Source organism: Salinifilum ghardaiensis (genome assembly GCF_054491345.1).
The window spans coordinates 765200-784367 of the sequence record NZ_CM137101.1 but is presented as its reverse complement, the minus strand read 5'-3'; the positions used below and the strand labels follow the sequence as shown (position 1 = coordinate 784367).

Annotated in this window: 14 protein-coding genes; 6 read left to right on the top strand and 8 right to left on the bottom strand. The window is 74.7% G+C overall.

Going from position 1 to position 19168, the window contains the following annotated elements:
- Nucleotides 1-302: 302 nt before the first annotated feature.
- Nucleotides 303-3338: an AAA family ATPase gene (locus tag ACVGV0_RS03480; protein WP_459158408.1), complete on the bottom strand. Its 3036-nt coding sequence runs from the start codon at nt 3336-3338 to the stop codon at nt 303-305.
- Nucleotides 3338-4513 carry an exonuclease SbcCD subunit D gene (locus tag ACVGV0_RS03475; RefSeq protein ID WP_459158407.1) on the bottom strand — a complete coding sequence of 392 codons (1176 nt, stop codon included), beginning with the start codon at nt 4511-4513 and terminating at the stop codon, nt 3338-3340. Before ACVGV0_RS03475 ends, ACVGV0_RS03480 begins: the two co-directional genes overlap by 1 nt.
- A 152-nt stretch (nt 4514-4665) precedes the next feature.
- On the opposite strand from ACVGV0_RS03475, the gene ACVGV0_RS03470 reads away from it, so the two are divergent.
- The gene (locus ACVGV0_RS03470; protein WP_459158406.1) at nt 4666-5613 is read left to right on the top strand and encodes a DNA recombination protein RmuC; all 948 of its coding nucleotides are present in this window, start codon (nt 4666-4668) and stop codon (nt 5611-5613) included.
- A gap of 13 nt (nt 5614-5626) precedes the next feature.
- On the opposite strand, the gene ACVGV0_RS03465 is transcribed toward ACVGV0_RS03470, so the two are convergent.
- The 4 genes from ACVGV0_RS03465 to ACVGV0_RS03450 all read right to left on the bottom strand — a co-directional run bounded on the left by ACVGV0_RS03465 (nt 5627) and on the right by ACVGV0_RS03450 (nt 12530).
- Nucleotides 5627-7120, bottom strand: a complete 1494-nt coding sequence (locus ACVGV0_RS03465; protein WP_459158405.1) for an FGGY-family carbohydrate kinase — start codon at nt 7118-7120, stop codon at nt 5627-5629.
- Between the two features lie 96 nt (nt 7121-7216).
- Nucleotides 7217-8188, bottom strand: coding sequence for a family 43 glycosylhydrolase (locus ACVGV0_RS03460; protein WP_459158404.1), 972 nt, complete (start codon nt 8186-8188; stop codon nt 7217-7219).
- Nucleotides 8185-9600, bottom strand: coding sequence for an L-fucose/L-arabinose isomerase family protein (locus tag ACVGV0_RS03455; RefSeq protein ID WP_459158403.1), 1416 nt, complete (start codon nt 9598-9600; stop codon nt 8185-8187). The genes ACVGV0_RS03460 and ACVGV0_RS03455 overlap by 4 nt, the downstream gene beginning before the upstream one ends.
- A 368-nt stretch (nt 9601-9968) precedes the next feature.
- Nucleotides 9969-12530 (bottom strand): glycoside hydrolase family 172 protein, encoded by a 2562-nt coding sequence (locus ACVGV0_RS03450; protein WP_459158402.1) that lies wholly within the window; start codon nt 12528-12530, stop codon nt 9969-9971.
- A 695-nt stretch (nt 12531-13225) separates the two neighbouring features.
- Between ACVGV0_RS03450 and ACVGV0_RS03445 the strand changes: the two genes are divergently transcribed.
- Nucleotides 13226-14263, top strand: coding sequence for a DUF6542 domain-containing protein (locus ACVGV0_RS03445; protein ID WP_459158401.1), 1038 nt, complete (start codon nt 13226-13228; stop codon nt 14261-14263).
- A gap of 49 nt (nt 14264-14312) precedes the next feature.
- On the opposite strand, the gene ACVGV0_RS03440 is transcribed toward ACVGV0_RS03445, so the two are convergent.
- On the bottom strand, nt 14313-15377 hold the full coding sequence (locus tag ACVGV0_RS03440) for a 4-hydroxy-3-methylbut-2-enyl diphosphate reductase (protein WP_459158400.1): 1065 nt from the start codon (nt 15375-15377) through the stop codon (nt 14313-14315).
- A 145-nt stretch (nt 15378-15522) separates the two neighbouring features.
- Here ACVGV0_RS03440 and ACVGV0_RS03435 point away from each other — a divergent pair, with 145 nt between their 5' ends.
- The 4 genes from ACVGV0_RS03435 (at nt 15523) to ACVGV0_RS03420 (ending at nt 18326) form a co-directional block, all read left to right on the top strand.
- On the top strand, nt 15523-16077 hold the full coding sequence (locus ACVGV0_RS03435) for a lipid droplet-associated protein (RefSeq protein WP_459158399.1): 555 nt from the start codon (nt 15523-15525) through the stop codon (nt 16075-16077).
- A gap of 55 nt (nt 16078-16132) precedes the next feature.
- Nucleotides 16133-17365, top strand: coding sequence for an exodeoxyribonuclease VII large subunit (xseA, locus tag ACVGV0_RS03430; protein WP_459159912.1), 1233 nt, complete (start codon nt 16133-16135; stop codon nt 17363-17365).
- Between the two features lie 17 nt (nt 17366-17382).
- A complete protein-coding gene (locus ACVGV0_RS03425; protein WP_459158398.1) occupies nt 17383-17979 on the top strand; it encodes a hypothetical protein in 597 nt (198 codons plus the stop codon).
- Nucleotides 17980-18164: 185 nt separating this feature from the next.
- Nucleotides 18165-18326 carry an exodeoxyribonuclease VII small subunit gene (locus ACVGV0_RS03420; protein WP_459159911.1) on the top strand — a complete coding sequence of 54 codons (162 nt, stop codon included), beginning with the start codon at nt 18165-18167 and terminating at the stop codon, nt 18324-18326.
- A 226-nt stretch (nt 18327-18552) separates the two neighbouring features.
- Here ACVGV0_RS03420 and ACVGV0_RS03415 read toward each other — a convergent pair whose 3' ends face one another.
- Nucleotides 18553-19140 carry a DUF4245 domain-containing protein gene (locus tag ACVGV0_RS03415; protein WP_459158397.1) on the bottom strand — a complete coding sequence of 196 codons (588 nt, stop codon included), beginning with the start codon at nt 19138-19140 and terminating at the stop codon, nt 18553-18555.
- Nucleotides 19141-19168 lie beyond the last annotated feature (28 nt).

Sequence of the window (19168 nt, the reverse complement as noted above, 5' to 3'; positions counted from 1 at the left end):
GCGAGGTAGCTCGTGCGGGGGCGCCGCCCCGCAACGCCCACCCGAGAAACCAACACCACGACGCAACAAGGCTCACTGCGCTCCAACCGCCTTGGCCACTCCCGCAACCGGTCCCACCGCGGGTTCTCATGTGCCCCTCTCGCGAGGAAGGCTCGACAATGCTGCTCCTGTCCGCTGTCCGGGGCGGGTGGTCGGGGGCAGCTGGGAGCAGGTGGCTACTCGATGTCGAAGCTCCCGGAGCGAGAGGGGCAGGAGGTTCCGCCGAATGAGCACCCCAGCAACGTCACCGCACGACGACCTGCTCAGCAGACGTGTTCGACGCTGGACCCGGCGCGCGCCTTCCGCACCCGCAACCGCACCGGGATGCGCTGGCGCATCTCCTCCACGTGCGACACCAGCCCGACCACGCGGCCACCCGCGCGCAGTTCGTCCAGCGTGTCCATGACCATGTCCAGCGCGTCCGGGTCGAGGCTGCCGAAGCCCTCGTCGATGAACAGCGTGTCGAGCATCGCCCCGCCCGATTCGGCGGCGACCACGTCGGCCAGTCCGAGCGCCAGCGACAGCGAGGCCAGGAAGGACTCGCCCCCGGAGAGCGTGGCGGTGGGCCGCACCTGCCCGGAGTAGTCGTCGAGGACCTCCAGGCCGAGCCCGCCGCGCTTGCCGCGCTCACCCGCGGCGTCGGAGTGCACGAAGGAGTAGCGCCCGTCACTCATCCGCTGCAGCCTGCGGGTGGCGGCGACGGCGACTTCCTCCAGCCGGGCGGCCAGCACGAACGAGCGCAGCGACATCCTGCGTGCGTTCTGCCCCTGCCCGTTGACCACGTCGGTCAGCGCGTCGAGCTCGGCGAACTCGGCGCGCAGCGGGTCGAGCTCCGCCCACGCCGCGCGCAGCTGCTCGGCGACCTCGCCCAGCTGGCGCTCGCGCTCCTCGGCCTGCTGCGCCGCCGCGGCGGCCCGCTCGGCGCGCCCCTGCTCCGCGGCGTACTCCCGCTCGGCGGACTCGACGTCGACCTCGGCCCCGGCATCCACGTCGGCCAGTTCCGGTTCGGCCAGTGTGGACCGCGCACCGGCTGCCTGTTCATCCACTCGGGACAGTTCCTGCTCGAGCTGCGCCTGCCGCTGCTCGTCCCGGTGCGCGTCGAGCGCTTCGGACACCCCGCCGAACCCGGCGCGCACCGCGGCATCGGCCAGCGCGCGCTGCTGCTCGGCGAGGTGCTCGGCGGCGTCGTCGCGCGCGGTGCGGGCCGCGACGAGCGTTTCGAAACGCTCCGCCCGGTCCTGCAGGAACTCCCGCCGCTGCTCGATACCGGCGAACTCGCCCCGCGCCTCGCGCAGCCTTTCCGCGCGTTCGGACACAGTGGACTGGAGGTTGCCGCGTTCGGTGCGGCAGGCGGCCAGGTCCGAACCCGTCCGCGACAGCCGCGCACCCAGGTCCTCGGCCGCGGTCTCGAGCTCGGCGACCGCTCCCGCGCGGGCCTCGTGCTCGCCGGCGGTGGCCGCGAGCCCCTCGGCCTCCTCGGTGAGCGCGGCGACCTCGGCCGCGAGCCCGTCCTCGGTGCGCTCGCCGAGGCGTTCCCGCAACCGCTCGACCTCCCCGCGAGCGGCCTGCTCGGCCTGCTCGGCCGTGCTGCGCCGCTGCGCGGCCCGCTGCTCCGCGGACCAGGCGCGCTCCTCGTCGTCCGGGCCGACCTGCTCGGCCACCTGCCGGGCCGGTGCGGGGTGCTCAACCCCGCCGCACACGGCGCACGGCCGGCCGTCGACCAGCCCGTCGGCCAGCTCCGCGGCCATGCCGGCCAGGCGGGCCTCGCGCAGCCGCTGCAGTTCGTCGCGCGCCTGCTGGTGGGCGTCCACCGCGGCGCCGCGCTCCCGCTCGACCCCTGCCAGCTCGCGCTGCGCGGCGGGCAGCGCACGCGCCTGCTGGTGCAGCTCGGTGCGCTCGGCCAGGCGCTCGCGGACCACCTCCAGCCGGTGCCCGGCGCGGGCCGCCTCGTCGAGCTGCTGCCGCGCGGTCCGCAGCCGCTCCGGCAGCGCGGTCTGCTGCGCGTGCAGGTCCTCCTCGGCGGCGACGAGCTCCGCGATGCGCCCGTCCAGCTCGGCCACTCCGCGCTCGTCGGCGTGCTGCTGTTCCGCCTCGGCGGCGAGCTCCCGCAGGCCACCGGCCTGCTCCCGGTCCGCGCCCGCGCGGCGGCGCAGCTCGGCGAGCTCGGTCTCCGCCTCCGCGCCGGCGCTCTCGGCAGCCCGCCGCACCTGCTCGCGCGCCTCGGCCAACGACCTCTCGGCGCGCTGCACCGCCTCCCGCGCGGCCACGGCGGGGACAGCGCTGCGCGCCGCGGACAGCTCCGCCCGCCACCGGTCGTGCTCGTCGCGCCGCCGCTGGAGCTCGTCCAGCACCTGCCGCGCCTGCCGCACCCGGCGCACCCGCTCGGCCGACGCGCGGCGCTCGGCCAGGCGCTGCTCCGCGGCGTCGCGCGCGCGGCGGGCACGCACCCGCTCGGACTGCTCCTGCTCGCGCTCGCGCGTGGCGGTCTTCTCCGCCTGCTCCAGCCAGGACCGCTCGTCGGCGACCTCCGCGGTCCCACCGGTGCGCGCCCCGGCCGGACTCGTCTCCCCGGGGCCGGTCTCCCCCGAGGCGGTGCCGGCGGAGCTCACCTCGTCCGGACCGTGCCCGACGACCTGCACCGCGCGGGCGAGCAGCTGCCGCACCTGCTGCTCGGCCCGCTCGGCCGCGCGGGAGCGCTGCGCGCGGTGCTCGCGGAACCACGTCTCCACCCGGGCGAAGCGCTCGGTGCCGAACAACCGCTCCAGCAGCTTCTCCCGCTCGGCCGTGTCCGCGCGGAGGAACTTGGCGAACTCCCCCTGCGGCAGCAGCACGACCTGGAAGAACTGCTCCGCGGTCATCCCCAGCAGCCGCTGCACCGTGCGGGCGACCTCGTCGATGCGGGTCGCGCCTTCGGCCGCCTCGCCCTCCGGGGGTGCGCCCAGCCAGGTCAGCGAGGCCGTGGCCTGCTTCTTCGTGTAGCCGGAACCGCGCTTCTTCAACCGCCGGTGCTCGGGGCTGCGCTCGACGCGCATCCGGTGGCCCTGCACGGTCAGCTCCAGCACGACGCTGGTGTGCGCGTCCGCGGCGGCCGTGTCGCAGCGCAGGCGGCGCCCCTGATCGCGCGCCCCCGGCACGCGGCCGTACAGCGCGAAGGCCACCGCGTCCAGCACCGTCGTCTTGCCCGCGCCCGTGTCACCGTGCAGCAGGAACAGGCCGTCGGCGGAGAGCGCGTCGAAGTCCACCACCTGATGAGTCGGGTAGGGGCCGAACGCGGAGAGCTCCAGCCGGTGCAGCTGCATCAGTCCACCTCCGCCCGCACCGCGCGCAGCGCCTCGTCCAGCAGGGTCCGCTCCGACCCGGTGGGGCCGCTGCCGCGGCAGTCGGCCAGGAACTGCTCGGCCAGCTCGACGTCGTCGCGCCCGCGCACCGCCTCGGAGTAGCGCAGTTGCCCGGTGGCGCGGCCCTGCTCCGGTTCCCACTCGAGGTGCACCGCGTGCGGAAACCGCTGCTGCAGCCGCCGCATCGGCTCGAGCGGGCGCACCTCGTCGGTGAGCACGGCCGAGACGTAGCAGTCGGTCGCCTCGGCGTGCTCCGGGGCGCTGAGCAGCTCCTCCAGCGGTCCGCGCAGCGCGGCCAGGCGGCGCGGCACCGGCAGGTCCCGGCGCCGCACCTCGCCGAGCCCGCCCGCGTCCAGCTCGGCGATCCAGACGCACTTGCGGTGCTCGCGCTCGGCGAAGGAGTAGGCCAGCGGGCTGCCCGAGTAGCGCAGCCCGTCGCGCAGCACCTGCGGTCCGTGCAGGTGGCCGAGGGCGACGTAGTCCACCCCGTCGAACGCGGAGGCGGGCACCTGCTCCGCGCCGCCGACGGCGACGGTGCGTTCCGAGCCGGCCCCCTCGCCGCCGGTGACGAAGGCGTGCGCGAGCACGACCGAACGGGTGCCCGCGCTGCGTCCCGCCAGATCCGCCCGCACGCGGTGCATCGCCTCGCCCAGCACCGCGGCGTGGCCGCGCTGCTCGGGCGCGGAACCGCCCACCGCCTCCGCGGTGTCGCGCAGCACCTGCCGCGCCGGGTCCGGTTCGAGGTAGGGCAGGCCGTAGACGGCGACCGGCCCGTGCTCGTCGTGCAGCAGCACCGGTTCGTGCAGCTCGGCGATGCGGGTGCGCAGGTGCAGCCCGCCTGCGGCGGCGAAGTCGGCGAACGCGCCGACCCGCGCGGCCGAGTCGTGGTTGCCCGGCGTGATCACCAGGCGGGCCCCGGTGTCGGCGATGCGGCGCAGCACCCGCATGCACGTGCGCACCGCCTCCTGCGACGGCACGGCGCGGTCGTACAGGTCACCGGCGACGACCACGACGTCGACGCGCTCCTCGGCCGCGATCCCGGCGATCTCGGTGAGCACGGACTCCTGGTCGGCCAGCAGGTCGCGGCCGTGGAAGGTGCGGCCCACGTGCCAGTCGGAGGTGTGCAGTACCCGCATGCGGACCAACCTAACGGGGCGGGCCGGCGGGATCGGCCGACCGGTGCGTCCGTGTCGGGAGGGCCCCGACGCGCCCGCGGCGATCCGGGCGTCGCGCACCGCGCCGGGGCGGGGCATGATCGAGCGGACGCACCCGCCGCGAAGGAGGTCCGTTGACCGGCATCCTGCTCACCGTCGTCGTCGTGCTGGCGCTGCTGTTCGCGGGCGCGCTGGCGCTGCTGTGGCGGTTGTACAGCGACAGCGCGCGGCGTGCCGACGAAGCGCTGCGCATGGTCGAAGCCGAACGCGCCCGCACCACCGAGCAGCAGCACGCGCTGCGCCGCTACGAGGTGGCCTTCGCCTCCAGCACCGGCCGCGGCGAACTCGGGGAACAGGTGCTGACGGAGACGGCCCGCTCGCTCGGGCTGCGCGAGGACGTGCACTTCAGCCTGCAGACCGACCTCGCCGGGGGCGGTGCGGCGCGCCCGGACATGGTGCTGACCGTCGGCGGCGGGCGGCGGGTGCCGGTGGACGCCAAGGCGAGCCTGGCGGTGTGGGCCGAGGCGATGGAGACCGACGACCCCGCCGAGCGGGCGGAGGCCCTGCGGGTGCACGCGCGCAACCTGCGCGCCCGCGCCGGCGAGCTGGCCGGCAAGAACTACCACAAGTGGGCGGACGCGATCTACGGCACGATCATGTTCGTGCCCTCGGACGCGGCCCTGGTGGCCGCGCTGGACACCGATCCGCAGCTGCTGTCGTGGATGCTGGAGCGGCGCGTCTTCCCGTGCGGGCCGACGGGTTTCGCGGTGCTCGCCTCGGCGGCGCTGTTCGCCGCGACCGAGCGGACGCTGACCGAGGACATCGAGCACATCCGGGAGCAGGCCGTGCGGGCGCAGCGCTCGGCGCACCAGGCGGTGGAGGCGGTGAACCTCTCCAGCACGCACCTGCAGCGCTTCGCCTCCGCGCGGCGGCGCGAGCTCGACGCGCTCGAGGCGTTCCGCACCACCGTTCGGCCGCTGGCCGAATCGGCCGGGTCCGGTGAGATCACCGCGGTGCGCCGCGACGAGGACGGCATCGCCACGGAGCTCGACCCCGGTGAGACCGAGCGGTCGCAGAACTGAACGGAGTCGCGCCCTACAACCCGGCGATGCGCTGCTGCTCGGCGAGGAAGTGGGCGGTGTCCCGCGTCGAGCCGTACAGGCCCCGGTAGTGCCGGTAGAACGCGTCGTAGCGCTCGGTGCTGTCCGGGTCCGGTTTGACGACGTCCACGATCGGGTTCCACTCCTCCGGCCCCACGGCGGTGTTCGTGGCGATGCCCGCCAGCAGCGCGTCACCGTAGGAGGCGCCCACCGTCTCCGCCGGGACCTGCTGCTCCATCCCGGTGATGTCGGAGACGATGCGGGTCCACAACCCGCCCTGGGTGCCGCCGCCGACGGCGACGAGCCGCCGCGCCCCGGCGCCCACCTCGCGCATGGCCTCGAGGTTGTGCCGCACGCCGTAGCCGGTGCCCTCCAACGCGGCCCGGTACAGCTCGGCGCGCCCGTGCGTGGTGGTCAGCCCGGCGACGACCCCGCGCGCGTCCGGATCCATGATCGGCGTGCGCTCGCCGGCGAAGTACGGCAGCACCAGCAGCCCGCGGCTGCCCGCGGGCACCTGCCCGGCCTCCTCGACGAGGTCGGAGAACTCCCCGGCGACCAGCCCCCGCAGCCAGTCCGTCACCGCTCCCGAGGTGGCCATGCCCGCGGCGAGCGTGTACGTGCCCGGGAAGGCCCCGCAGGTCCCCCACAGCACCGGGTGCGGGCACGGCTCCGAGAGCACCTGCACGAAGAACATCGTCGTGCCGTACATGAGCATCACGTCACCCGGCTCGCGCACACCCGCGCTCGCGGCCTCGGACCACGCGTCGACGGTGCCGGCGGTGACCGGAAGCCCTTCCGGCAGGCCGGTTTCCGCGGCGGCCTGCGCCGTCACCCGCCCGGCCACCTCGGTCGGCCAGACCAGCTCGGGCAGCCGCATCCCGCCGACGATCCGCTGCGCCCGGTCCGCGGCCCACTCGCGGCGGGCCAGGTCGTACAGCGGGTCGCACTGGCTGGCCGAGTGGTGGTCGAGCACGTACTCCCCGGTCAGCCGGTGCACCAGGTAGGAGCTGCACATGAGCAGCTTCTCCGCGCGGGCGAACGTCTCCGGTTCGTGGTTGGCCAGCCAGCGGACCTTCGGCCCCACCGCCTGGCTGGACAGCGCGGACCCGCCGCGCGCGAGGACGTCCTCGGCGCCGAACTCGGCGTTGAGCTCGTCGATCTCCGCGGTCGCGCGAGTGTCCACACCGTACAGGATGGCCGGGCGCAGCGGGTTGCCACCGGCATCGGCGGGCAGGAACACGGGGCCGATGCCGCTGAGCCCGAGCCCGACGAGGTGCTTGCCCTCCGCGACCGGCAGCAGCTCGGCGAGCAGCGCGCGGAAATCGCTCCACCACACCGCTTCCGCGTCGTGCTCGACCCAACCGGGGTGCGGGTAGGACGTCTCGTGCCGGCAACTGGCCCGCGCGAGCACCTGCCCCCGCGTGGTGACCAGGGCCCCCTTGGCACTGCCGGTCCCGATGTCCACGCCCAGCAGCACTTCCTCAGCCACGGCCGCACTCCCTCCTCTCGCACCGGGCGCGCCCGCCCCGGCGCGTCCCGTCGGACTCCGGTCATTCTCGCAGCGCGGGGAACCCGCCGGGCCGCGTCACGACCCGCCGAACACGAGCGGGGCCAGGTGCACGCCGCCCTGCCCCCAACCGGCGGAGCTGACCCACCAGCGCCCGCCGGCGCGGAGCACCTCGGCCGCGTGCGAGGGGACGTGGCCCACCCGCTGCGAGAGGTCGAAGTGCAGCGGGTCGACGCCGGCGAACACGTCGGTGCCCACGTAGCCGCCGCGCGGGCCGATGAACAGGTACCAGCTCCCGCCGCGCTCGAGGACGAACGGCGACTCGGTGGGCCCGCCCCACGTCCCCCGCTCCTCGTCGCGGAAGACGACGAACCGCTCGCTCCACCGCAGCAGGTCCGCGCTGGTGCGGCAGGCCACGACGTGGTTCCCGCCAGCCGGTTCGCTCGTGGCGGTGTAGAACAGCAACCACCGCCCGCCGCGCCGCACCAGCGCGGGATCGCGGGCGTCGTAGCCGTCGCGGAACAGCGGACCGGTGGGCAGGCGGCGCCACCGCCACAGGTCCGCGGACACCGCCGCGCTGATGGCGAAGCGCGTGCGGTCGTGCCCGCCGCCGCAGTAGAACATCCAGTACAGCCCGCGGTGCTCGACCACGTGCGGCGCCCACAGGACGGTTTCGCCGAAGTAGTCGGGATCGGCGGTCAGCGCCGGCGCGTGCTTCGTCCACGGCCCCAGCGGGTGCGGCGCGGTGGCGTGGGCGAAGGTGCGCTCGTCCATCGGATCGGCCGGTTCGGGGTGCGTGATGCCGAACAGGTGCCACAGCCCGTCGCGGCCGCGGACGAAGCAGTGGTCGTTGATGTACCACGGGCGGTCCTCGCCGGCGCTCGGGTCGTAGACGCGGCGGTACTCGCCCGCGCTCACCTCCTCCGGCACGGCGCTCCCCTCCGCACCGGCCCGCGCCCCGCGGCCGCCGGCGAGCAGCGGGGCCGCGGCCAGCACGCCGAGCAGCGCGCGGCGCCCGGTCCGCGCCGGCCCCGGCGCCGCCGGCGTCAACCCCGGGTCCATTCGTCCACGCGGACGCCGAGCTGCTCGGCCGCGGCGCGCAGCGCGGCGCGGTGGTCGCCGGGCACGGCGTGGATGTGGTTCGCGCCGAACCGGGAGAGGAACACCTCCCCGGGAACGTCCAGCCGGGTGAAGGCGTGCGGCCACTCCGGCGTGGACTGGTGCATCAGCGCCTTGTTCGTGTCGTCGTCGTAGCTCTCGAACGCGCCGAGCATCAGCTGCAGCCGGTACTGGCCGTCCTCGCGGGTGAGCCGGCCGAGCGTCATGTCCCCGGGTGCGGCGACGTGCTGCACCGAGGCCCCGCCCGCGGGGAAGAAGAACACCTCGGGGTACAGGTGCACGTTGGCCAGGTTCACCGCTGGGTCCTCGCTGCGGGCGGCGAACCAGGTGGCGTGCTGGCCCGAGTTGCACAGGTCCCAGATGTCGCGGTCGGCGTGGTAGTGCCGCACGTCGGCGAACAGCACCGGGGTGCCGGACACCGCCTTGAACAGCTGCATCGTCAGCGCGCCGTCCATGTCCGCTTCGGTGGCGCACACGTGCGGCTGCTTCGGCCCGTTCCAGTCGTACGGGTCGTTGAGGAAGGCCTCGGTGACGTCCATCGTCGCGAAGTTCTCCGTCAGCTCCGGCTGGGCCTTGATGCCGGAGAAGTCGATGCGGCGCTCGGCGATGATCTCGCGGATCGCCAGATAGGAGCGGATCTGCCGCTCCAGCAGTTCCGGGGTGAGCTTGTCGCCGTCGTAGTGCACCCCGGCCGCGTGCCGCTCGAGCCACTCCCGCGCGCCGCGGGCTTCGGCGGCGTCGGCGCGTTCGGCGCGCAGCACCAGTTCGTACTGGTCGATCTCCTCCACGTCGATGCCGAACTGCCGCTGCCACTGGTCGGTGTTGGCCACGGCGGTGTTCATGCCCATCGGGCGTCCGCCGAACCGGCCGAACGTGCAGCCGTGCAGCGATTTCACCGCGGCCGCGGCGGCCGCGCGCACGCCGATCGCCTCGAGGAGCGCGGGCTCGTCCGGTGCGCCCCAGGCGCGCGCGTGGGTGCGGCCGATCTGGTCGAGCGCACCGCCCGCGGCGAGCATCCCGACCAGGCCGGGTTCGGTCGGATCGGTGCTGGCCGCGAGCAGCAGCGGGCTGCTGGTGGCATCGGCGACGAGCATCGTGAAGTGCGGGAAGGACCAGACGGTGTAGTACAGCACCGTGAGGTCCACGTCGGCGGCGGCGACCTGCCGGGCGACGGCGTTCGCGGTGACGTTGGCGGCGACGAGGTCCTCGCCGACGACCACCTCGTGCCCGGCGCGCCGCAGCGAGGCCACGAGGGCGTCCTGTTTGGACCTGATGAAGTCGCTGTTGCGCTCGTGGACGTGCCCACGACCGTCCGAGATGCTGATGACGCCGATTCGAGCCACGATTCCTCCCACACGCAGACGGGCGCGGTGATGGCGCGGTGCCCGGGCCCGCCGCTGCGCCGGAGCGCGCCGCAGCAGCGGGCCGCCACCGCGGACGTGCCGGCCGATTCCGGTTGGCGCACTTCCACGAATCCGGCCACCGAAGGACGGTCGAGCGGTCGTGGTCGGCAAGCTAAGCACGCCCCGTGCGGGTGTCAAGAATATCGCCGCGCGATCACGCGGGCAGCGGATCGGCGGCGTGCGGCCGCGATTGTGACCCGGTCCGGCGACACCCGGGCCGGTGGGCGCACGTCCTCCGCGGCCGGTGCGCGGCACCGGGCCGGCCGTGCTGCGGCCGGTCCGGTGCCGCGCTCGTCGACCACCGGGGGTCACCGGGAGAACGCGGTGTAGCTCGCGGCCGACCACCCGGGCGCCCCGTCGACGGGGGCCAGCTCGACGCGCACGTGGTCCTTGCCCGCGGTCAGCCGCGCCGGCACGTCGAAGTGGTCCTGCAGCCAGCGGTGGTGCTCGTTGCCGCGCGGCTGCATCCACGTCCCCGCCGGTTCGCCGTCGACGCGCACCCGCACTTGCTGGTAGGCCTGCTGCTGGTCGCTCATCCGCCGCAGCCGCAGCCCCCGGTTGTCCGGGTCGAGCGCCACGCGGAAGGAGACCGGCCCGGTGGCGGTGGTCGCCGTCCGCGTCCGCGGCTCCGGGGCCCGCCCGCCCTCGAAGCGCGCGGTCAGCGGCGCGCTGCGCTCGCCTTCGGCGGTGTAGTCGTGCAGCGCCCGGCTCACCGGGTCGCCGAGGTCGATCGCATCGGTGCGGTGCTGCTCGGCGGGTCGTCCGCCGTACCAGTACGCGGTGGAGCTGTACTCGCCCGGTTCGTCGTTGGCCGGGCCGTGCTCGATGCCGAACAGGCCGCCGTCGGAGAACGGCACCGCGTCGTTGTTCAACAGTCGGTACGCGTCGGTGCAGTCGTAGCGGCAGCCGTCGGCGGAGCGCTCGTGCGACGGATTGCCCGCCAGCGGCATGGAGAAGGTCGTCCCCTCGCGGAAGTACCAGCCGCCCTCGTACAGGTCCTCGGTGCCGGTGCCGTGCCAGGCGGGCGTGGACGAGCCGTCGACGTAGAAGCGCTCGTCGCCCTCCAGGTAGTTGCGCTGGTTCGCCTGCGGGGTGTCCAACGAGTGCGGACGCTGCTGCTGACCCGCGCCGCCCGGCGGGATCAGCCCGCGCATGCTGTGCGTGACCCCGTAGAAGGTGCCCGCCCCCTGCGCGTCGAGGAACGTCCAGTCCTGGCCCTGCGCGGTGCGCCCGCGGTGGTGCGTGGCGTGGAAGTAGCCGGCGTCGGCCGGCATCTCCGCGGGAGCGCTGGTGACTTCGCCGGTGGCCTCCGCGACGGGCACGTCGCTGTTGTTGACCAGCTCGACCTCGGCGCGCTCGCGGAACGGCATCGGCCACCAGGCCGTGAACCAGCCCCGGGCGGGGTCGATCGAGCTCATCATCGTGCGCACGTCGTAGGCGCCGAGGCCGGAGCCGAAGAACTCGCCGAGCGGGGCGTCCACTGTGGTGCGCCCGTCGAAGGTGATCCGCACCCGCGTGCTCTCCAGCAACCGCTTCGTCGCGAGCACGTCCTCCTGGGCGGCGGGGTAGCGCGCCACGCGCTTGCCGTCCTGCGAGCTCTGCCGCTCGATGCGGTAGTCGTGCGCCTGCTCCTCACCCGGGTGGTTCGGGCCCAGGTCGAGCACGTCGGTGCGGTGCCAGTCGCCGCCGAGCTTGCTCCGCACGTCGTAGCGGTACTCGGTGACGCCGCGCTGCTCGTCCCCGGAGGCACCGGCGAAGCGGGTGCTGACGCGGACGCTGCTCTTGCCCGCGGTCAGCTCGGGCGGCACGTCGATCTCCTGCACGCCCCACTCGCCGCTGCGCGCCGCTCCGCCGTCCCACAGGCCCACGCGCTGCCCGTCGACGAACACCTCGGCGCGCTGCCCGGCGGTGCTCGGGTCGTAGCGGCGGCTCAGGCGGATGCCGTCGTTGCCCGGGTCGATCCGCGCGGTGAAGCTGCTGCCGCCCCCCGGGCCGTACGCGCGGCCGTCGTCGACCACCCGCGGGCTGGCGGTGATCTGCGGGATCCGCACGCGCAACCGGTCGATCCGGCCCGGCCCGCCGAGCTCGGCGATCGTCCGCGTCTCGCCGGGCGCCAGCCGGAAGTCCTCCCGCGTCGAGCGGGCCTCGCGCGCGGGCGGTTTCGGGTCGGCGACGCCGAACCGCCGCAGCCGTTCGAGCACGTCGGTGGCCGGGTCGGACGGGTCGAAGGTCCGCACCCCGGACGCGTCGGGGAAGGCGCGGTAGTCCACGTGGTAGAAGCGGGGGTTGTTGTCCACGGTGACCCGCATCGATTCGCGGTAGGGCATGGGAACTTTGATCACCGCCCCGCCGGAGGCGTCGGCGGCGTTGGCCACCAGCGGCCAGGAGAAGGGGTCGCCGAGCTTGCCGTCGACGACGTCGCGCAGCGGGGCGTCGAGCACCACCTCGCCGTCGAGCTCCACGGTGATGTCGCCGGTGCCGGTGACGTCGCCCATCGGTTCCCGGGTGAACCACATCGTGGAGATCTCCCCGGCTCCGGCGTGTTCGGCGATCACGCAGCCCTGGGAGCTCTGCCGCAGGCACGAGTAGGTTCCCTCGAACCCGTCGTCGTTGCCGCCGCTGCGGTCGAAGCTGGAGAACTGGAGGCTCTGCTCGTCCCCGCGGGACCGGGCCAACGCGTCGAGGTCCCGGTAGGCCTCCCAGCCGACCGGGCCGATCCGGTTCGGGGGCGCTGCCCCGGCGGGTGGGCCGCCGGTGCCCGCGTCGACCGCGAGCGCGGTCGCCGCGAGGAGCGCAGCGCCGAGGAGCGCACCGCGCCGGTGCCTCCTGCGCCGCCGACGGTGGTGCTGCGGTGCTGTCGCGTTGCCCATCGGACTCGCCCCTCCCCGCACTGCTGTCCACTGCGGACAGCAGTGCTCGCCAACGGTGACGCACGGCGTGAACGGATCCCCGCTCGCGCGGCCGCCCCCGGAGCGCGGGAACGGTCCTCACCGCCGAGGACCGCGTCCCCGCGGCCGGTTCGCGGAGATCAACTGAAGACGCCGACGATCGTCCCCGCTGATCGCGGTGCTCTCAGCGCGAGACCCGGGCCCGGGACCGCGAATCACACGAAGTGATGGTTGCCGCGCGCACCGGCAGCGGCAACCTCCAACCGAGTGTCATCTCCGGTATTTCCGGCACGTTCCCGCCGCGGCATTTTTGTCCACTATCGACATTCCCGGGACGGTCGTCGCGATCGCGGACCCGCCGCGGCCGGCGTCGCGGCACGTGGCGGCACCGCGACGAACCGGAACGAGCGCAGGCGGGCGCTTTCCCGCCGCGAGAGGGCGGCGGGACCGGCGCGAGTATGCGGCGCCTCACAGCGGCCGTTCCGCGAGAACCCCAGCGCAGGCGGAACCGGACATCGAACAGCGGGAACGGGTGAGCAATCTCCGCAGCGCACGCCCACCGATCGGGGAAGATGCCCGGACACGTCCCGCACATGGGCGCTGGACCGTTACGGTTGGAAACCGTGACCGCCACCCGCGAGAGTCAGCGCGAAACCCGCCGACGCGGTAACGGCCCCGTGCAATGGTGGGAACGAAGCGTCGTACCCAGCGTACGGGGCATCCCGCTGTGGGGGGCGTTGCTGCTCGCCGCGCTTCCCACCGCGCTCGGAGCCGCACTGGACGTCCTCGTCTGGTCGCGGCCCTCCCTGATCGTCTCGGCGGCGTTCTTCACCGGCAGCGTCCTCGCGGTCGGGCTGACCCGGCGCAAGAGCGTGTTCGGACCGATGGTGCAGCCTCCCCTCGTCCTCGCGGTGGTCGTGCCCGCGGTCGTGCTGCTGACCAGCGGCGGTGGGGGCGGCGGCGTCATCGGTGCCGCGCTGAGCCTGCTGCAGCCGCTCATCAGCAGCTTCCCCGTCATGGCGGCCACCACGACCGCCACGCTCGGCATCGGACTGGTCCGCATCTTCGTGACGCAGCGCGACCCGCGGCGCCGGCGCGCCTCGACCGAGGCCGCCATCGCGCACGGCGACGACAAACCGACGAAGAAGCGTAAACCCGTCGATCCCGAGGCCGGCGGTGACAAGGACCGGCCGGCCGGCGGCCGGCAACGAGGCCGGGGCGGGCGAGGTCGGTCCCAGCGGAAGTCCCCCGCGGACGCACCCGCGCGGAAGAAGGAGGGGTCCGCTCGCGAGGAAGGCCCCGCGCGGAAGGAGAGCGCCGCGCAGCAGGGGTCTCCCCCGCGCAAGCGCGGATCGTCCCCGCGCGGACGCGACGCCCCGCCGAAGAAGGACTCCCGGGCGAAGCGGGAAGCTCCGCCGAAGAAGGACGCCCCGGCGCGCAAGAGGAAGGACCCCGCCGAGGAACCCGAACCGCGGGCTCAGGCCGACCCGCAGCGCGCGGCGCGCCCGCCCGCTCGGCGACCGCAGAAGCAGCCCCCGCCGAGCGGCCAGCAGCCGCCCCGCCGCGGGGAGCAGCGCGCCGCGCCGGAGGGGCGGCGCCCGTCGCAGGGCAACACGCCGGGCAGGCCGGCACCGGGGCGGGGCCGCCCTCCCGAACCACCGCCGGGGCGGGGTCAGCAGCCGCCGCGGCGCCCGCGCCCCCCGCACGAGCGCTGAGAGCCCGCCCGGGGCGACCCGGCCCCGGGCGGGCGGAGGTCCCTCGACGTCAGCGGACGCTGGAAGGCTGGTCGGGGTTGTTGTCCAGGTCCTTGCGCAGCTCCCGGGGCAGGGCGAAGGAGACCTTCTCGTTGGCCGTGGTCACCTCGTCCACGTCGTCCCAGCCCTGCTCGGCCAGGTAGTCCAGCAGCTGCATCACCAGCACGTCCGGCACCGAGGCCCCGCTGGTCACACCGACCGTGCGCACGCCGTTCAGCCACTCCGGCTGCACCTGGCGCGGAAAGTCGATGAGCCGCGCGTCCGAAGCGCCGGCGTCGAGGGAGACCTCCACCAGCCGCTTCGAGTTCGACGAGTTCTGCGAGCCCACGACCAGCACCAGGTCGCACTCGGCCGCCATCGCCTTCACCGCGTGCTGCCGGTTCGACGTGGCGTAGCAGATGTCGTCGCTCGGCGGCGCCTGCAGGTCGGGGAACCGGCCCTGCAGCTGGTCGACGCGCTCCATCGTCTCGTCGACGCTGAGGGTCGTCTGCGACAGCCACACGACCTTGTTCGGATCGCGGACCTGGACCTGGTCCACGTCCTCGGGCTTGTCCACGAGCTGGACCCGCTCGGGCGCCTCACCCGCGGTGCCCTCGACCTCCTCGTGGCCCTCGTGCCCGATCAGCAGGATGTCGTAGTCGTCCCGGGCGAACCGGTTGACCTCCTTGTGCACCTTCGTGACCAGCGGGCACGTGGCGTCGATGGTCTGCAGGTTGCGCTCGGCGGCCTGCTGGCGCACCGCCGGGGAGATGCCGTGCGCGGAGAACACCAGCAGGGAGCCCTCCGGCACTTCCTCGACCTCGTCGACGAAGATCACGCCCCGTTCGGTGAGCGTGTCGACCACGTGCCGGTTGTGCACGATCTCCTTGCGGACGTACACCGGCGGACCGTAGTTCTCCAGGGCTTTCTCCACCGTGATGACGGCGCGGTCGACGCCGGCGCAGTAACCGCGCGGCCGGGCGAGGAGGACGCGTTTGCCGTTGCCCGTCGCCCCGTCCGCGGACGAGGGGGCGGCTCCGGCTGTGTCGTCGGCTGTGTCGTCGGCGGCTTGGGGGGCCTGCGGCGAGCTCGTCATGCCACCAAGGGTACGGATCGCCGCGGAAAGCAGTCAGCCGCAGCCGCCTCCTCCCCGCCCCGCCGTGGGACACGGAACACCCGGGTGGCCGCCCGACGCGTCCCGCCCCATGGATTCGCGCGCCCGCCTGGGGCAGGCTGGGCACATGCGATCGTTCCCCCTCCCCGTGCGGGTCGCCGCCGGCGCCGCCGTGACCGCCGCGGAATGCGCGCGGCGGGCCCCCGGCGCGCTCGCAGGACTGCCGATCACCGCGCTGAGCTGGACGCTGCAGACGTCGATGCGGCTGCAGCAGCAGGTCACCGAGCTCGCGCTGAAGGGCGACACCGCACTGGCCGGGCTGGGGCGCCCGGAGGAGCACCCGGCGTGGGCGACCTTCGACGAGGACGACGAGGACGACGAGGACGAGGTGGGGTCGACCACCCCGGCGGGGGACGATCTCGGTCCCGCCGGTCCGGTGGAGGATAATGGGCCGGGTCCAGCGGCCGCGAGCGCTCCGCCGGGCCGCGCCCGGGACGACGCGCCACCGGCGTGCCTGCCCGAGTACACCTCGCTGTCGCTGGCGCAGCTGCGCGGCAAGCTCCGCGCGCTGTCCGAGGACGACCTGGTCGAACTCGTGCGCCACGAGCGCGAGCACGCGGCCAGACCGGAGTTCGAGCGGATGCTCAGCAACCGGCTCGACCGGATCCGCACCGGCCGCTAGCCCGCCCACCAGCACACCGCCGAAACCGCACGCACCGACGACCCCGGGAGCAGCACTGAGTTCCGCCACCAGCGCCGACCAGCCGTGGCCGGTCCGCACCGTCGCCCGCAAAGTGGCCGAGTGGATCCACCGGCTCGGCGCCGTCTGGGTGGAGGGGCAGATCACGCAGATCTCGCTGCGGCCGGGCGCGAAGACCGCGTTCGTCACCCTGCGCGACCCGAGCGCCGACGTCTCGCTGACGCTGACCTGCGCCGCCTCCCTGCTGCGGGGGATGGACCCGGCGCCGGTGGAGGGCACGCGCGTCGTCGTGCACGGCAAGTTCGACTTCTACGTCGCCCGCGGCACGCTGAGCCTGCGCGTGGACGACATGCGCCAGGTCGGCATCGGCGAGCTGCTCGCCCGGATCGAGCGGCTGCGGCAGCTGCTCAAGGCCGAAGGCCTGTTCGACCCGGCGCGCAAGCGGGAACTGCCGTTCCTGCCGAACCGCGTCGGCCTCATCACCGGGCGAGCCTCGGCCGCCGAGCACGACGTGCTCAGCAACGCCCGCCTGCGCTGGCCCGCGGTGAGCTTCGAGGTGCGCAACGTCGCCGTGCAGGGGGCCAGCGCGGTCAGCCAGGTCCTCGACGCGCTCGACGAGCTCGACCGGGACCCGGCGGTGGAGGTGGTCGTGCTCGCGCGCGGCGGCGGCAGCGTGGAGGACCTGCTGCCGTTCTCGGACGAGACGCTGTGCCGGGCCGTGGCGAACTGCCGCACCCCGGTCGTCAGCGCGATCGGGCACGAGCCGGACTCGCCGCTGGTCGACCACGTCGCCGACGTGCGCTGCTCCACCCCCACGGCCGCGGGCAAGCGCGTCGCCCCGGACGTGGCCGAGGAGACCCGGCAGGTGGGGCAGCTGCGCGACCGCGCCCGCCGCGCCCTGCAGGGCTGGGTCGAGCGGGAGCGGCGCACCGTGGAGGCGCTGCGCAGCCGCCCCGCGCTGGCCGACCCGCGCGGACCGCTGCGGCAGCGCGCCGAGCAGGTCGAGCAGATGCGGCAGCGGAGCCGGCGCGCGGTGACCACCCTGCTCGGCACCGAGCAGCGCGCCCTGGCCGCGATGCGGTCGCGGCTGACGACGCTCGGTCCGGCGGCGACCCTTGCGCGCGGCTACGCGATCGTGCAGCGTGTCGACTTCCACGGTGTGGACGGAGTCGTGCGCTCGGTCGACGAAGCTCCCCCTGGCACCCGCCTGCGCGTGCGGGTCGCCGACGGGGTGCTGCACGCCGTGGTCGGCGAGCACGGTGCGGACTGATCGGTGAGGAACACGACGTGCACACTTCCCCGCGACACACACCCGCCGGCGACACCGCCCGCGGTGCCGGGCACCGGCAACCGGTGTTCCTGCCGCTGACGGTGCAGGTCGCGCGTTCGGCCGCCACCGCGGAGCCGAAGCGCGCCGAGGCGCCGCGCCGCGCCGCGCCCGCCGGTGCGGCGGGCGCCCCCTCCCCCGGTGCGCGAGGCGGCCCGCGCGGTGCCCAGGGGTCCGGTTCGCAGGGGCCCGGTGCCCAGGGGTCCGGAGCACGGGGTTCCGCCCAGGAGGTGCGCCGCTGCGCCGAGGCGGCGGAGTTCACCGCGGACGGCTGCTGGAACGCGCTGCGCGGCGGTTGCCGCTCGGCGGAGCGCGCCCTGCTGCCGGCGCGGCTGGACGACCTCGTGCAGGCCGCCTCCGACTACGTCGACCCCCGGTGGTGGTACGGCAGGGGGTCACCGCACCGGCGTAAGGTCGCGGAGGCGCAGCAGCGCATCGACGAGGCCGTGCACGAGGGGGACGGCGCCGAGTTCGCCGAGGCGTTCGTCGGCTACGACCAGGCGCTGGCCACCGCGATGGTTTCCGCACGCACCACAGTGGAGAGTTCGACCCGTTGAGCGACACGCACGACACCCCCGAGGACCCCGCGGAAGCCGCGGAGGGCGGCCCGCGGGCCCAGGCCGCGGAGGCCGAGGCGGCCGAGCAGGCGTCGACCGCGGAGTCCGAGCCCTTCGACCCGGTCGCAGCGCACCCCGAGGTCGCCGAGCTCGGCTACGAGCAGGCCCGCGACGAGCTCGCCGACGTGGTCAAGCGGCTCGAAGCCGGCGGGCTGTCGTTGGAGGACTCGCTGGCCCTGTGGGAACGCGGCGAAGCCCTCGCCACCGTGTGCGAGCGGCACCTCGCCGGGGCGCAGGAGCGGGTCGACCAGGCGCTCCAGTCCGTCCAGGAGGACGGATCCGAGTAGAGCCACCTGTTCGCGCGCGGGGTTCAGCAGCAGAACCCCGCGGCGGGCCCGGATGCTCGAGCTCCGCTCGACGCTGACGCATCGAAGAACAGTTCGGTTCGTGCTCGTCGCCCCGCGTCCTGCGAAACCGACACGGGGCTTCGGTTCGCGCACCTCGCCAGCGCAGCGGCCCCGGCTCCGCCAGCGGCCGCGCGAACCCGCCCCGGGCTCCGCGGGAGCAGGTCCTTCAGCCGGCGTCGCGGAGGGCGGCCCGGGCGAGCTCGCGGAACTCCGACCGCTGCCCGTCGCCGGTGATCAGCAGGTGCGCGCCCCCGCGCTCGGTGATCCAGGCCCGCTCATCGCGGATGCTGTCGTAGATCACCCACCGCTGGCCGCCGACCTCGGTGGTGCCCCGCGCCCGCGGCCGCTGCTGCCGGGTCTCGGCGGCGACGAACTCCTCCTCCGCGGCCGCGGACTGGGCCAGCCGGAGGTAGTGCCGCGCGCCGGTGACCCATCCGACGCGCACGACCTCGTCGTGGGAGGGCAGCGTGGTCACGTTGGCCGAGTTCGCCTGCCAGCCGTCCGGCACCCGCGGGTGCGCGAGCGGGAAGTCCACCCGCTCCTCCGCCTCGTCGAGCTCGCGGGCGGCGTTCACGCTCGGCGCGGCGGAGCCGTCCACCTCGGGCCCGCCGGGGGTGAACGAGCAGCGGCCCATCAGAGCGGTCACACCGCCGACCACGAGCGCCAGCGCGAGCACGGCCATGACCATCCCGGTCATGGTGCGCTGCTGACCGGAGTTCGGCTGCTGGTTGCGGGACTGGGCCACGACCCGCATGCTCTCACCCGTCCGCAGAAGCGCCCCC